This window comes from Stenotrophomonas sp. GbtcB23 (assembly GCF_019091045.1).
Taxonomy (GTDB): Bacteria; Pseudomonadota; Gammaproteobacteria; order Xanthomonadales; family Xanthomonadaceae; genus Stenotrophomonas; species Stenotrophomonas rhizophila_A.
The window spans coordinates 1-14,329 of record NZ_JAGXKC010000025.1 but is presented as its reverse complement, the minus strand read 5'-3'; the positions used below and the strand labels follow the sequence as shown (position 1 = coordinate 14,329).

The following is a 14,329-nucleotide window of genomic DNA, read 5'->3' as shown; positions in this document are numbered from 1 at the left end:
GGTCCTGTCTACGTTGGAACGCGCCGCACGGGGCGCGGAATCACTCAGTCAAGCGTGATGCGTTCGCCTTCCACCATTACCTGCTGCACGCGCAGGTCATGGTCGAGCATGACCAGGTCCGCCCACGCGCCCGGTTGCAGGCGGCCGCGGTCATCCAGGCCCAGATAGTCGGCGGGGTAGCGTGAAACGCGGTTGGATGCGTCATCCAACGCCAGACCCAGCGCAACCAGGTTGCGCAGTGCCTGGTCCATGGTCAGCGCGCTGCCGGCCAGCGAGCCACTTTCCAGGCGCACGCAGCCCAGGCACTTGTGCACGCGCTGCACGCCGAGCGCGTACTCGCCATCGGGCATGCCGGTGGCCGCGGTGGCGTCGGTCACGCAGTACAGGCGCGGAATCGCGCGCAGCGCGGTGCGGATCGCGCCGGGGTGCACGTGCTGGAGGTCGGGAATGAGTTCGGCGTACTCGGCATGCGCCAGCGCCGCCGTGGCGATACCGGGGTGGTAGTGGTCCACGCCGGTCATGCCGTTGAACAGATGGGTGAAGCCGGCGGCGCCTGCCTCCAGCGCGGCCACGCCCTGCTCGTAACTGCCTGCGCTGTGTCCCAGCTGCACGCGGATGCCGAGCGCGTTCAATGCGGGGATCAATGCAAGGTGCTGGCCGATTTCCGGTGCCAGGGTCAGCACCTTGATCGGTGCGATGGCGTGCAGGCGGCGCACATCCTCCAGCGTGGCTTCCACCACCAGCGGCGGCTGCGCACCCAGGCGCTCGGCGCTGATGAACGGGCCTTCCAGGTGAACGCCCAGCACGCGCGCCATGCCGGTATCGCGCTGCGCAATCGCGGTGGACAGGCCCTGCAGCGCACGCACGATGTCGCCTGTCTCGGCGGTCATGGTGGTGCCCAGCAGCGCGGTGGTGCCATGCCGCGCGTGCGCGCGTGCCACCGTCTGCGCGGTATTTCCGCCCTGCATGATGTCCACCCCGGCACCGCCATGCACATGCAGGTCGATGAAGCCGGGCAGGATCAGCGGCACCTCGTCATCGCCACGCGGGTCAGCGTGGTCGCTGCTGATCGACACGATGCGCTGGTTAAAGGCAATGTCGCCGCGCACCCACCCGGACGGGGTCAGCACGCGGCCATGGAGGGTGGAAACCGGGTTCAAGGCGGCGACTCGGCAATGATCACTTCGATGCCCAGCTTCTGCAGCCCTTCCAGGTACTCCGCATCGATGCTGGCGTCGGTGATGATGGTATGGACCTGGTCCAGGCGGGCGATGCGGTGCAGGCTGACGTGGCCGAACTTGGAGGCGTCGGTGAGCACCACCACGCGCCGTGCGCGCTCCACCATGCGGTGGTTGAGGCGGGCCTCGGCTTCATGGTGGGTGGTGAGCCCGAACTGCAGGTCCAGCCCGTCCACGCCCAGGAACAGGGTGTCGAAGCTGTAGGTATTGAGGCTGGCCTCGGCCTGGCTGCCCTGCAGCGACAGTGACTGCTTGCGTAGCAGGCCCCCGGTGAGCAGCAGTTCCACGCCCGGTGCATTGGCCAGCTCCCAGGCGATGTTCAGCCCGTTGGTCATCACCGTCACGTCGCGGTGTTCGCGCAGGTGGCGCGCCAGCGTCATGGTGGTGGAACCGGAATCGATGATGATGTTGTCGCCGGCGCGCACCAGCCGCGCGGCATGCGCGCCGATGCTGTCTTTCAGCGGCAGGTTCAGCGTGTCCTTTTCGTGGATGTCCTGCTCCAGCGGGGGCTTGCGCACCAGGGTGGCGCCGCCGTGGGTACGCGTGGCCAGGCCCTGCGCTTCGATGTGGGTCAGGTCGGCGCGGATGGTCACTGCCGAAACGCCGAAGCGCTCCACCAGTTCGCTGACCTGCACGTTGCCAAGCTCGACCAGCAACTGCAGGATCTGTTGGCGGCGCTGCCGTGTGTTGCGCATGGGGCGATTCCATTCGGAAGGAAAGCCGAAGCTTACCGTTCCGAAAGCTCCATGGCAGAAAAAGCTTCGTTATCCGCATCGAATGCATTGCGAGCGCAAGCGCGGGCGTATTCCGCCAGGCGCAGCCCCACCTTGTGCCGGATCAGCGCCAGCGGTTCGGCCGCCAGCTCACCGGCCTGCACCGCGCGCAGCTGCTCGGGCAGGTACTGGCTGAGCAGCATGAGCGGCGGGGCATGGCGGGTGAGGTTGTCGACCAGGGTGGCCAGTGCAGCCTGCACGGCCGGTTCGCCCCAGTAGTAGCGGCTGCGGTCGCTCAGGGAATAGGCGCGCAGCAGGCGCTGTTCGTGCGCATCGCCCTGGTAGTAGCTGGCCCAGCTGGCCGGCTTGTCGAGCATGCAGCGGTCCAGCACCTCGATGATCCGTGACGCTTCCGCAACGGGAAGGAGCTCGCGTTCGATCATCGCCAGCGCGAACACCGCCTCGCGGAACGCGTAGGTCGCCGCCGGGCCCACCTTGAGGATGGCGAAGTGGTCGCGCACCAGCGCATGCAGGCCGGCCTCGGTCTGGTAATCGGTGGAATGGGCTTCGAACACGATGCGCGGCTGGGTTTCCACGAACGCCGAGAGCTCGCGGGCGGCGGCCGGGTCGTAGTGGTGCACGCTGCTGTGGTCGAAATCCACGCCGGGCTGCACCACCATGGCGATCACGCGCTCCCAGGCCGGCAACAGGTCCGGTGCAGAAAATGCCTCGCGGTGAATCGCCAGCGTGACGGCGGCAGCGGTGGGCGTGGTCACGGCCAAGCCACCTTCCAGGGAGGCTTCGCCACCGGGAACAGGCACTTCGGTACCGATCACGTAGACCGGTGGCGGCAGTCCGTTCTCCGCGGCCGTGCGTTCGGCAATGCGCGCCAGTTCGGCCGAGCGCGCGGCCACGACCGCATCCGGCAGCGGGGTCGGGTCGTCGGCGCAGGACATGCTGCAGTCCAGGTGGATCTTGTGGAAGCCGGCGGCCACGTAGGCGGCAACCAGCGTGCGCGCGTTGGCCATCGCAACGTCGGCCGGCCCCTTCTGCCAGGCGTTCGGGCCGAGATGGTCGCCGCCCAGAATCAGCCGCTCCGCCGGGAAGCCCTGGCTTCGCGCCAGCTGCAGCACGTAATCGCGGTACTGCGGCGGGGTCATGCCGGTGTAGCCGCCGAACTGGTCCACCTGGTTGGAGGTGGCTTCGATCAGCAGCACCGTGTCGTGTTCGCGCGCGACCTGCATGGCGGCCAGCAGCACCTGCTCGTTGCTGCAGCACACGCTGTACAGGCCAACGGGCTGGCCCTGGCGATGGGCGGCGATCAACGATTGGACGGCAGACATGGCAACACTCCAGGTGCAGCGGAACGGAAAGAAGGGATTCAGGGCGCGGGATGGTGCTGGCGCGCCAGCAGCGCCGCGCCGCGTGCACCGCCGGCATCGCCGAAGGCTGGGGGCAGGATCGGCGGTACGCGCACCCCGTTGAACAGGTAGGGCGCAATGGCGGCAGGCAGGTCGCGGTACAGCTGCTCCAGTTTCGACAGCCCACCCCCCAGCACGATCACGTGCGGGTCCAGCGCCAGGATCAGGCTGGCGAAGCTGTAGCCGAGAAGGTCGCGGTGGATGGCCAGCGCCTGCAGCGCGATCGGATCGCCGGCCTGCGCCTGCTCCACCACGGCGGTGGCGTCGCAGGCCAGGCCGCCATGGCGTTCATGGATCAACGCCAGGCCGCTGCCGGAGACATAGCGCTCCAGGCAGCCGCGCAGCCCGCAGCCGCAGTCCAGCAGCGGCAGGTCATGGCGCAGCTGCAGCGTGGCCGGCAGGCTCCAGTGGCCCCACTCACCGGCAATGCCGTTGTTGCCCGCGACGAGCTTTCCGCCCAGGCAGTAGCCACCGCCCGCGCCGGTGCCGAGGATCACCCCGAACATGCTGGGGTAGCCGGCGGCGGCGCCGTCGTGCGCTTCGGAAAGGGCAAAACACTGCAGGTCGTTACCCAGTGCCAGCGGGCGCTGCAGCCGTGCTTCCAGGTCATGCCCCACCGTGTGGCCGCTCAGCGCGGGCACGTTGGCGCTCAACTGGCGGCCGCTGTCCCGATCGCGCACACCGGGCAGGCCCAGGCCTACCGCGACCGCGCGCGTGCCAACGGCTGCATCGGCGTCATCCACCAGCTGGCCGACCGCCGCCACGAACGCGGCGTAGTCATTCGTGGGCGTCGCCACGCGCTGGCGATAATGCACGTTCAGCGCAGCGTCGCAGGCCACCAGTTCAATCTTGGTGCCGCCGATATCGATGCCGTACCAGGTCTGCATGCGCTGCTCAGCCATGGTCGTGGATCGTCACGCCCTGCACCACGCGGTTGACCGTGCCATCCGGGAACGGGTTGTCGGGGGTCAGGCCGAGCGCGGCCGAACGCTGCAGCGCGAAGCACTGCGCCATCACCAGCCACAGCGGGGCCAGCCACGGATCGGGCAGGGCAGGTACCTCAAGCAGGAAATCGCCATCGGCACTGTCGCTGCCGGCCGGGCCGACCGAGATCACGCGGGCGGCGATGCCATCGCGGCGCAGCTCTTCCAGCAGGTCCTGCTCGTAGCGTCGCGCCAGCGGCTGCGCGCTGCGCAGCACCACCACCAGCGTGGTGCCGTTGAGCGTGGATTTCGGCCCGTGGCGGAACCCGAGCGGGGTGTTGGCCAGCGCCAGCACCCGGCCGGCAGTGAGTTCCAGCACCTTCAGCGCCGCTTCGCGCGCGGTCGCTTCCAGCGGGCCACTGCCCAGGTAGATCACCCGCGAGATATCGGTGCGCGCGAGCGCTGCGACCGGCGCGTCCCAGTTGCTTACGGCCTGCGTACCGCGCTCGGCCAAGCTGCGCAGGCGCGCGATGCGCTCGGCCCACGGCGCGCCATCGAACACGCTCAACGCGGCCAGCAGCATGCAGCTCAGGCTGCTGGTCATGGCAAAGGCGCGGTCGCAGCTGGCGGGCGGCATCAGCAGTGACAGCGTGTCGCTGCGGCCCTGGCCGCGCTGTGCCAGCGCGCCATCGGCATTGCAGGTGATGTCCAGGAAGCGCGCGTCGTCCACCTGCGCCCGCACCAGGTCCACCGCCGCCACGCTTTCCGGGCTGGAGCCGCTGCGCCCGAACGACACCAGCAGGGTCGGGCGGTCGCGCTGCAGGTACAGCGCCGGGTGGGTGAGCAGGCTGGTGGTGTGGATGGCGCGGACGTCTGCGGGCCACTGCGCATTGATCTGGTCGGCGACCATCTCGGCGATGAAGCCCGAACTGCCCGCGCCGGTGAAGATCACGCGCTGGCCCGGCTGGCGCAGCGTGTCACCCAGGAACGCGTCGATGCGCTCGCGGGCGGCCTCCAGCACGTCGGCCAACGCTGACCAGAGGGCCGGTTGCTGCGCGATCTCTTCTGCGGTGTGCGCGCCACCCAGGCGCTGCCAGGCGGGCATATCGGGGAGCAGAGTGACGTCCATTCGCTATTCCTGTTGGGCGACCGCACGATCAGCGTTTTCTTTCGAAATGTCAAATATCGAAAGATTAAAATAAGATATATGGATCACATTCCTCACTATTGCTGTCGGTTCTTGCGCGATTGACCGTGTCTATCTGCGCGTTCTGCAACGGAAAAATCATCGCATTCAGCCGGCAGAAAGAAAGTGGTGCTTTGCATCATCTTTCGTTTTGATAGAATTCCTAATCTTTTTTCTTTTCAATTTCTTGACATCTTTCGATCGCCTGCTCCATAGTCGGCCGCACTGGTTTCGGACACCCGCCGAACGCGGGCTTTGGGGGCGAAGTGGTTACCCGTTGTCGACGCACCGTACTGGCCATCTCTCTTCTGTCGCTGCTGGCCGCCACGCCGGCGCTGGCAGCGCCGTTGGGCAACCTGAGCGCACTACGTGCCGAGCCGGCCGCGTCGGCCACTGCCTGGACGCTGACCACCGATAACGGCATGACCGTGCGCGTGGACCTGCTGCGCCCCGACCTGCTGCGCGTGCAGGCCAGCCGCACCGGCAAACTGCTGCCGGCCGGCGACAAGGCCGCCCCCATCGTGCTGCCGCAGGCTACTGCGGCCGTGCCATTCCAGCTGGAAGAAGACGGCAACGAAGTGCGCATCCGCACCGATGCGCTGGTGCTGCACATCCAGCGCCAGCCGCTGCGCCTGGCACTGGACCGGCGCGAGGCCGGCAAGGACGTGCCGCTGTGGCGCGAACTGCAGCCGCTGGACCTGGATACCGCACAGAGCGTGCAGGTCCTGAGCAGCCAGGCCGACGAACAGTTCGTCGGCGGTGGCCAGCAGAACGGGCGCTTCGCTTTCAAGGGGCGTGAGCTGGAGGTCTCCTACTCCGGTGGCTGGGAAGAGGGCGACCGCCCCAACCCGGCGCCGATGCTGCTCAGCTCACGCGGCTGGGGCATGCTGCGCAACACCTGGAGCGATGGCAGCTACGACCTGCGCCAGGCCGACCAGGCCACGCTGCTGCACCGCGAAGACCGCTTCGATGCCTACTACTTCGTCGGCGCCGGCCTGCCCGCGCTGCTGGACCGCTACACCGCACTGACCGGGCGCGCCGCATTGCTGCCGCGCTGGGCGTTCTCGTACGGCGATGCCGACTGCTACAACGATGGCGACAACATCAAGAAGCCCGGCAGCGTGCCCGAAGGCTGGAGCGATGGCCCCACCGGTACCACCCCGGACGTGGTCGACAGCCTGGCAAAACAGTACCGCGAGCACGACATGCCCGGCGGCTGGATCCTGCCCAACGACGGCTACGGCTGCGGCTACAAGGCCTTGCCGGAAACGGTGAAGGGCCTGGCTGGCTACGGCTTCAAGACCGGGCTGTGGACCGAGAACGGCGTGGACAAGATCGCCTGGGAAGTCGGCACCGCCGGCAGCCGCGTGCAGAAGCTGGACGTGGCCTGGACCGGCAAGGGCTACCAGTTCGCGATGGATGCCAACCAGTCCGCGTTCAACGGCATCCTGCACAACTCCGATTCGCGCCCGTTCCTGTGGACGGTGATGGGCTGGGCCGGCATCCAGCGCTATGCGGTCGCCTGGACCGGCGACCAGAGCAGCAGTTGGGATTACATCCGCTGGCACATTCCCACCCTGGTGGGATCGGGCCTTTCGGGCATGGTCTACGCCAGTGGCGATGTGGATGCGATCTTCGGCGGCAGCGCCGAAACGTTCACCCGCGACCTGCAGTGGAAGAGCTTCACCCCGGTGCTGATGGGCATGTCGGGCTGGTCGGGCAGTGCGCGCAAGCACCCGTGGTGGTTCGACGAGCCCTACCGCAGCGTCAACCGCGATTACCTCAAGCTGAAAATGCGCATGACCCCGTACATGTACGGGCTGGCACACGACGCGGCGATGACCGGCGCGCCGATCCTGCGCGCGCTGATGTGGGATTACCCGCAGGACCCCAACGCCTGGAACGAAACCTGGAAATACCAGTTCCTGCTCGGCCGCGACCTGCTCGTGGCGCCGGTGTACCGCAGCCAGGCCGCCAGCCGTGGCTGGCGCCGCGACATCCACCTGCCGCAGGGCCGCTGGATCGATTACTGGGATGGCCGCGCGCTGCAGGCCGGTGCGGAAGGCCGTCAGCTGGACCGGCCGGTCGATCTGGCAACAATCCCCGTGTTCGTGCGGGCCGGTGCCATCGTGCCGATGTACCCGGAGATGCTGTACGACGGCCAGAAGCCGCTGGATGAGGTCACCTTCGACCTCTACCCGCAGGGCAGCTCGCAGTACACGCTGTACGAAGACGACGGCAACACGCGCCGCTACGAGAAGGGCGAATCCAGCCAGCAGCAGGTCACCATGCATGCCCCGGCACAGGGCAGTGGCCGGGTGCAGGTGAACATCGACGGCGTGCGCGGTCAGTACCAGGGGCAGCTGGCACAGCGCCGTTACGCGCTGCGCATACTCAGCCGGCAGAAGCCGGCAGCGGTCAGTCTTGACGGCCGCGTGCTGCCGATGCTCACAGATGCCGCCGCGTGGCAGGCCGCGCCGGAAGGCTGGTACTTCGATGCAGGCGAACGCCGCGGCACCGTGCATGTGCGTACCGTACCCACCGATATCCGCCAGCCGCTGGCCTTCCAGCTCGATATCGCGCAGGCACCGGCAGCTGCCGATGATGTGTTCCCCGCCGCACCGGTGCTGGGCCGCGCATTGCCGGCCGACAGCCTGCTGGTGGTCAACCGCCCGGCCGAAGAGCGCGGCTACGAACTGGAAAAGGCATTCGACGACGACCCGGCCACCTGGTTCCGCACCGTGCGCAACCAGGCCGTGCGCACCGGCGCCCACGAATGGGTGATCGGCTTCGGCGAGCGCCGCCTGATCGACGGCATCGCACTGGCACCCCGCAATGACCAGCACTGGAAGAGCGGGCAGATCCGCGACTACGAAATCTACCTGGCCGACACCAATGGCGAATGGGGCGAGCCGATCAAGCGCGGCCGCCTGGCGCTGAAGCAGGATCTGCAGCAGATCGACTTCCCCGCCCGTGCCGGCCGCCTGCTGCGCTTCCGCGTGCTCAGCGTGCAGAACCCGGACGGCGATGGGGCCGCTGGCAGCGACCCGATGGTCACCGCCGCGCAGGGCAACGTCGCGCGTGCGGTGGATGCACTGCAACCGCGTGATGTCGGTCCGATCACCCTGTCCACGTTCCAGATCCTGGAACACCAGGTTGCAGAGCGCCCGGCGCAGCAGCGCTACCTGTCCGAACTGACCTTGCCGGCCGCGGCCAACGCACAGGTGCGCGCCGACCTCGCCTTCCAGGGCGGGCAACCCATGCGCATGAACGGCCTGCTGTTCCGCCGTGGCCTGGGCGTGGGCCCAGCCAGCCGCATCGACCTGCAGCTGCAGGGCCAGTGGCGCCTGCTGCGCGCGGACCTGGGCATCGACGATGCGTGCCGCAGCGCCGGCGGCATGCAGTTCCAGGTCTGGGGTGATGACCGCCTGCTCTACGACAGCGGCCTGGTGAAGGCACCGGGCGTGGTCAAGCCCGAACTGGACATCCGCGGCCTGCAGCGCCTGAGCCTGCGCACGCTGGGCGCACAAGGCATGCAGCCCGCACAGGTGTGTGGCAACTGGGCCAACGCCGCACTGATCGGACAGGAGGGCGATACCGCCACCATCGTGTCGCCGTAACCCAGGGACGTACCGAAAAACAGAATTCCCCACCGTTTCCCGACTACGGCCCGCCGGCCGTGGTGCGGGTGACTGTTGCCCGAAAAAACCCACCCAGGCAGCCCCACGCTGCGGAAGCACAAGGAGCCAAAGATGTTGAACGAACGCCATCGCCATCGCCGCATCCCCGCTACACCCTTGTCCGTCGCGCTGGGGCTTGCCCTGGCCGTGAGCGGTCCGGCGTTTGCCCAGGACGACGACACGCCCGTTGATGCAAAGGCGAAAGCCAACGCCACCGAACTTGCGCGCGTGCAGGTCACCGGCTCCAACATCCGCCGCAGCGATGTGGAAACCTCCTCGCCGGTGCAGGTGATCAGCAAGCAGGACATCGAGAACATGGGCGCGCGCACGCTGCTGCAGGTGCTCGACAACCTGCCCGCCGCACGCCCGGGGCAGCAGGATTCGCGCTCGCTGTTCACCGGTTCCGACGGCGCTTCGCAGGCGAACCTGCGCGGCCTCGGCGCGCAGGGCACGCTGGTGCTGCTCAACGGTCGGCGGCTGTCGTATTACGGTGCGCCGGCCGGGTTCCAGACCCAGTTCGTCAACATCGACGCCATTCCAGCCGCTGCCATCGAACGCATGGAAGTGCTGACCGACGGCGCCTCGGCCGTGTACGGCACCGACGCGGTGGCCGGCGTGATCAACGTGATCACCAAACGCTCCTACCAGGGCGCGGAGATCAACATCACCGCCGACAAGTCCTCGCGCATCGATTCCTACGGCGAGCAGCAGGGCAGCATCACTGCCGGCTTCGGTGATCTGGACGAAGACCGCTACAACGTCTACGCCTCGGTGAACCTGTATCGCCGCAACGCGATTCCGATCAGCGACTTCTACGACAAGCGGCCCAGCCAGTTCTACGTCAACAACCCCAATTACATCAGCAACTTCCGCCTGGGCGTCGGCAGCCGACCGGGTGAGTTCAACCCGGGCACCTACTTCGCGTTCGATCCGGTGACCAACGCGCGCCGCCAGGAAGCGGCGCCCGGCTGCACCACTCCCATCACCCAGGCCGCCGGCACAAGCTGCGCGTGGGAACAATGGATGAACCGCGAAGTCGACGCGGGTGCAAAGACCGAGCGCGCCACGGCGTACATCAGCTCGCACTTCCTGATCGGCGACAGCACCGAAGCCTTCGCCGAGGTCACTTACACCGACATCGACCTGACTGCCAACGGTGGTACGCCCTCTGCCTACAACACCACGACCGGCAATCCGTCCAGCTGGTACTCGCGCAACACCGGCAACGTGGTCAACCAGTTCCGCACGCCGTATCTGGGACCGAACAACGTCTACAACCTGGCCAGCCCGGAACTGAAGGCGCTCATGGGCGGCGTGGTGGGCCTGAACTACCTGATGCAGGATGTAGGCGATGGCCACTTCGGCCAGCGCAACACCGACCAGAGCTACCGGGTGCTGGCCGGCCTGCGCGGTGCCCTGGGCGACGACTGGAACTGGGAAACCGCGTTCGCCACCGCCGGAAGCCATTCGGTCACCTACCAGACCGTCAACGTGAACCTGGAAGGATTCGAGCGCGCGTTTGGACCCTACACCATCGACCCGGGCACCGGGCGGGTGATCATCTCCGACAATCCGGCCTACCAGTTCGGCGTCATCAGTGACGCCAACGCCAAGCTGATCCGCGAGGCATACCCCACCTTCGACATCCAGTCGTGGACGCGCCTGCATACGTTGGACGGCAAGATCGAAGGCCCGCTCTTCAGCATGCCGGCCGGCGACGTGCGCGCCGCGTTCGGCTTCAATGCCACCCGCGAAACGTTCTACACCCCGGGCAACGAAGACGCCGCCAATGGCCTGATCACCCAGCAGGGCGGCTCGTGGTTCGATGGCAAGCGCAACACCTACGCGCTGTTCGCCGAAGCCGTGGCCCCGCTCACCGACAAGCTGGAACTGGATGCCGCGCTGCGCGTGGACAAGTACCCGAACTTCAGCGCCAACCTGGCCCCGAAGATCGGCCTGAAGTACCAGGTGCTGCCGCAGCTGTTGCTGCGCGGCACCTATTCCGAAGGCTTCCGGGCGCCCAGCCTGGCCGAAGCGGGTACCGGCGGCGTGTTCGCCCAGCTCGGTGGCTTTGAAGACGACATCCGCTGCGATGAGACCAATGCCATCGCCAACCTGCTGCGCCAGTCCAACCGCCCGGGGGACGTGGACCTGGGCAACTCGCTGCTCAACGCCGACTGCAGCCGTACCGTGGCGCGCATGACCCAGCCCAATCCGGACCTGAAGCCGGAGAAGGCCAAGATCTCCACGCTGGGTTTCGTGTACGAGCCGGCGAGCTGGATGTCGATCTCGGCCGACTATTGGTTCATCTACCGCCGCAACGAGATCGCCGCGCCGGACTACAGCAAGGAACAGGACATCCTGTCGATGACCCGCAACCCGATCAGCGACTCCGATCGGGCGGCCGAGGCTGCGCTTGCGCAGATGTGCGCCGACCCGGCCAGCGGCGTGAGCTGCCCGGGCGCGTTGCCCGGTTACAGCGTGGGCAACGTGGCCGCCGTGGTGGGCCAGTACAAGAACCAGGGCCGCACCCTGGTGGACGGTTTCGACATCGACGCGCGCGGTCGCTTCATGCTCGGTGAGTGGGGCGCGCTGAACATTGGCGTGGCCGCCACCATCGCGCGGCGCAAGGAAGCCTACATCGACGACACCGATCGCTGGTACTACGGCAACACCATCGGTTACTACGGCAACCCGCGCATGCGTGCCACGCTCAATGCCGACTGGTCCTACAAGCAGGTCACCACCAGCTTCTTCGTCAACTATGTGGGCGGCACCAAGTGGGCGTGGGACCGCGTCGATGCCGAAGACAACAACCCGGACACCTGCACCGCCGGCTCGCTGCCGGTGAATCCGGCCCAGTGCGATGGCGTGCCGTCGTGGTGGACCGCCAACCTGAGCGTCGGCTGGCGCCCGGATGACCACTGGAGCCTGGGCTTCACGGTCAAGAACCTGTTCAACCGCCTGCCGTTCTACGACCCGAACAGTTTCCTGGGTGACTCCAGTGACTATGCCAGCATCTTCGGCCGCAGCTACAGTCTGCAGGTCGGCTACAAGTTCTGATTGTTCCAGCGCGCCGGTCCCGGCCGGCGCGCTTCCAAAGGGAGTAACGTTCCATGAAGCGTAGGGAATTCATTGCCGCCGGTGCGGCCCTGGCCGCCACCAGCCTGCTGCCGGAAACGCCGGCCTGGGCACGCGGGCGCACGCTGCGCCTGGGCCTGATCGGCACCGGCATGCGTGGCCAGGTGCTGCTGAAGGAGCTGGTCCGCCGCGACGACGTTGACGTGGTCGCGCTGTGCGACATTGAACCGATCATGCTCAAGCGCGGCATGGACATGGTGGCCAAGGCCGGCAGGAAGGCGCCCACCGCCTACGGCCAGGACGGCGACCGCAACGCGTGGAAGCGCCTGCTCGAACAGCGCGGCCTGGATGGCGTGATCATCGCCACGCCGTGGGAGTATCACGCCCCGATGGCGATTGCCGCCATGCAGGCCAAAATCGCGGTGGGTTGTGAAGTGGTCGCCGGCATCACCCTGCAGGACCACTGGGACGTCCTCAAGACCCAGCTTTCCACGGGCACCCCGTACATGCTGCTGGAGAACGTCTGCTACCGCCGCGACGTGATGGCGACCCTGCAGATGGTGCGCAACGGCCTGTTCGGTGAGCTGGTGCACCTGCAGGCCGGCTACCAGCACGACCTGCGTGGGGTGAAGTTCAACTCCGGCGATCCCGCCCAGCCGTATGACAGCGGCGTGGAATTCGGCCCGCATGCGTGGTCCGAAGCGCGCTGGCGCACCCAGCATTCGGTGGACCGCAACGGCGAGCTGTACCCCAGCCACGGCATCGGCCCGTGCGCCATGTATACCGGCATCAACCGCGGCAACCGTTTCACCCATATCAACGCGTTCTCCAGCAAGGCGCGCGGCCTGCACGAATACACCGTGGCCAAGAGTGGCGGCACCACCCACCCCAGCACCAAGGTGAACTTCAAGCTCGGCGACATCGTCACCACCACGCTGGCCTGCGAGAACGGCGAAACCATCCTGCTGCAGCACGACACCTCGTTGCCGCGCCCGTACTCGATGGGCTTCCGCGTGCAGGGCACCAAGGGGTTGTGGATGGACGTGAACCAGTCCATCCACATCGAAGGCCGCAGCCCTCCGCACAAGTGGGAACCGTTCAAGGCCTACCAGGATCAGTACGAACACCCGCTGTGGAAGCAGCACGCCGACACCGCCGCCAGCGCGGGCCACGGCGGCATGGACTGGTTCGTGATCCACGCCTTCGTCGAAGCTCTGAAGGCCAAGGCGCCGATGCCGATCGACATCTACGACGCCATCACCTGGAGCGCGATCACCCCGCTGTCGGAGCAGTCCATCGCCAACAGCTTCCAGACCCTGGAGTTTCCGGACTTCACCGCCGGCCTGTGGAAGCAGCGCAAGCCGATCTTCGCGTTCGACGGGACGTATTGACCCAACGCGTGGAGCCGGGCTCTGCCCGGCTATGCATTACCCGCATCACGCAGCGCGTGACCTAGCGCGTGGAACGAACCGGCGTCAGGCGCCCAAGGGGCGCCCGCAGATGCGGCACTTTGAAGATGCTGCCGGGGGCGGCGTCCTCCGCCTTGCGCATCATCTCGGGCCACCATTCAAGCAGGCGCGCAGCAGAATGGTAGAGATCAAGCGTGTTCCAGCCTTTGGAAAGCACGAAGACGATCAACCCAAGATGCTGGATGGCGTCGCGCTCTTTCGTGCGCCGATGGTGTTGATCCAGGGTGACGTGGACCTGGACGCCTTGTTCCACCGCGATGTGGAACAACGCGATATCCGACGTTCCAGCACTGATGAAGTCCCGCACATGAACCACCTCGTGGTCGTGTTCACGCGCGACAGGGTCTATCGATCTTGCCAGGGAAGAGGGGAGATTCACGTCGACCTGTGCTTTCAAGACGCGATCTGCCGCTCGTAAGCCACTGCCACATGCACGGCGGCCTCCGGAATCTCGTAGATCCGGGCGACATGTCGGGCGTTGCTGCCCCTTGGCCTGAGTGAATCCACGATCGCAGCGGTGGGCACCCCGAAGCGGGTCAGAATGGGTTGTCCGAGCCTGCGGTCAGGATCCAGCACGACCTCGCGCGAGCCGTGCACCGGGAACCATCGCGCTGCCAT

The 14,329-nt window shown here is 66.9% G+C and carries 9 protein-coding genes and 1 pseudogene; 3 read left to right on the top strand and 7 right to left on the bottom strand.

What is annotated here, in order from left to right; genetic code table 11:
* Positions 1-44: 44 nt before the first annotated feature.
* The 5 genes from nagA to KVS69_RS11720 are packed head-to-tail and all read right to left on the bottom strand — an operon-like array spanning position 45 to position 5,424.
* Positions 45-1,160, bottom strand: coding sequence for an N-acetylglucosamine-6-phosphate deacetylase (nagA, locus tag KVS69_RS11740; RefSeq protein WP_217538180.1), 1,116 nt, complete (start codon positions 1,158-1,160; stop codon positions 45-47).
* On the bottom strand, positions 1,157-1,933 hold the full coding sequence (locus KVS69_RS11735) for a DeoR family transcriptional regulator (RefSeq protein WP_217538179.1): 777 nt from the start codon (positions 1,931-1,933) through the stop codon (positions 1,157-1,159). Before KVS69_RS11735 ends, nagA begins: the two co-directional genes overlap by 4 nt.
* Before the next feature lie 32 nt (positions 1,934-1,965).
* Entirely contained in the window at positions 1,966-3,294 is a 1,329-nt protein-coding gene (locus KVS69_RS11730) for a D-tagatose-bisphosphate aldolase, class II, non-catalytic subunit (RefSeq protein ID WP_217538178.1), read from the bottom strand.
* A 38-nt stretch (positions 3,295-3,332) separates the two neighbouring features.
* Positions 3,333-4,274 (bottom strand): ROK family protein, encoded by a 942-nt coding sequence (locus KVS69_RS11725; RefSeq protein ID WP_068854347.1) that lies wholly within the window; start codon positions 4,272-4,274, stop codon positions 3,333-3,335.
* The gene (locus KVS69_RS11720) at positions 4,267-5,424 is read right to left on the bottom strand and encodes an SIS domain-containing protein (RefSeq protein WP_217538177.1); all 1,158 of its coding nucleotides are present in this window, start codon (positions 5,422-5,424) and stop codon (positions 4,267-4,269) included. Before KVS69_RS11720 ends, KVS69_RS11725 begins: the two co-directional genes overlap by 8 nt.
* 323 nt (positions 5,425-5,747) lie before the next feature.
* On the opposite strand from KVS69_RS11720, the gene KVS69_RS11715 reads away from it, so the two are divergent.
* The 3 genes from KVS69_RS11715 to KVS69_RS11705 all read left to right on the top strand — a co-directional run bounded on the left by KVS69_RS11715 (position 5,748) and on the right by KVS69_RS11705 (position 13,633).
* Positions 5,748-9,101, top strand: a complete 3,354-nt coding sequence (locus KVS69_RS11715) for a TIM-barrel domain-containing protein (protein WP_217538176.1) — start codon at positions 5,748-5,750, stop codon at positions 9,099-9,101.
* 132 nt (positions 9,102-9,233) lie between these two features.
* A complete protein-coding gene (locus KVS69_RS11710) occupies positions 9,234-12,224 on the top strand; it encodes a TonB-dependent receptor (RefSeq protein ID WP_217538175.1) in 2,991 nt (996 codons plus the stop codon).
* A 53-nt stretch (positions 12,225-12,277) separates the two neighbouring features.
* Positions 12,278-13,633 carry a Gfo/Idh/MocA family oxidoreductase gene (locus tag KVS69_RS11705; protein ID WP_217538174.1) on the top strand — a complete coding sequence of 452 codons (1,356 nt, stop codon included), beginning with the start codon at positions 12,278-12,280 and terminating at the stop codon, positions 13,631-13,633.
* A gap of 61 nt (positions 13,634-13,694) precedes the next feature.
* On the opposite strand, the gene KVS69_RS11700 is transcribed toward KVS69_RS11705, so the two are convergent.
* Positions 13,695-14,108 carry a DUF5615 family PIN-like protein gene (locus tag KVS69_RS11700; RefSeq protein ID WP_217538173.1) on the bottom strand — a complete coding sequence of 138 codons (414 nt, stop codon included), beginning with the start codon at positions 14,106-14,108 and terminating at the stop codon, positions 13,695-13,697.
* Positions 14,105-14,329: pseudogene (locus KVS69_RS11695) on the bottom strand (hypothetical protein); the annotation flags it as partial. The gene KVS69_RS11700 and the pseudogene KVS69_RS11695, both read right to left, overlap by 4 nt.

What these genes read in the sequence shown, in the direction of transcription:
- KVS69_RS11735 (WP_217538179.1), bottom strand. Translation starts at nt 1,933, where the DNA reads ATGCGCAACACACGGCAGCGCCGCCAACAGATCCTGCAGTTGCTGGTC.
- KVS69_RS11730 (WP_217538178.1), bottom strand. Translation starts at nt 3,294, where the DNA reads ATGTCTGCCGTCCAATCGTTGATCGCCGCCCATCGCCAGGGCCAGCCC.
- KVS69_RS11725 (WP_068854347.1), bottom strand. Translation starts at nt 4,274, where the DNA reads ATGGCTGAGCAGCGCATGCAGACCTGGTACGGCATCGATATCGGCGGC.
- KVS69_RS11720 (WP_217538177.1), bottom strand. Translation starts at nt 5,424, where the DNA reads ATGGACGTCACTCTGCTCCCCGATATGCCCGCCTGGCAGCGCCTGGGT.
- KVS69_RS11710 (WP_217538175.1), top strand. Translation starts at nt 9,234, where the DNA reads ATGTTGAACGAACGCCATCGCCATCGCCGCATCCCCGCTACACCCTTG.
- KVS69_RS11705 (WP_217538174.1), top strand. Translation starts at nt 12,278, where the DNA reads ATGAAGCGTAGGGAATTCATTGCCGCCGGTGCGGCCCTGGCCGCCACC.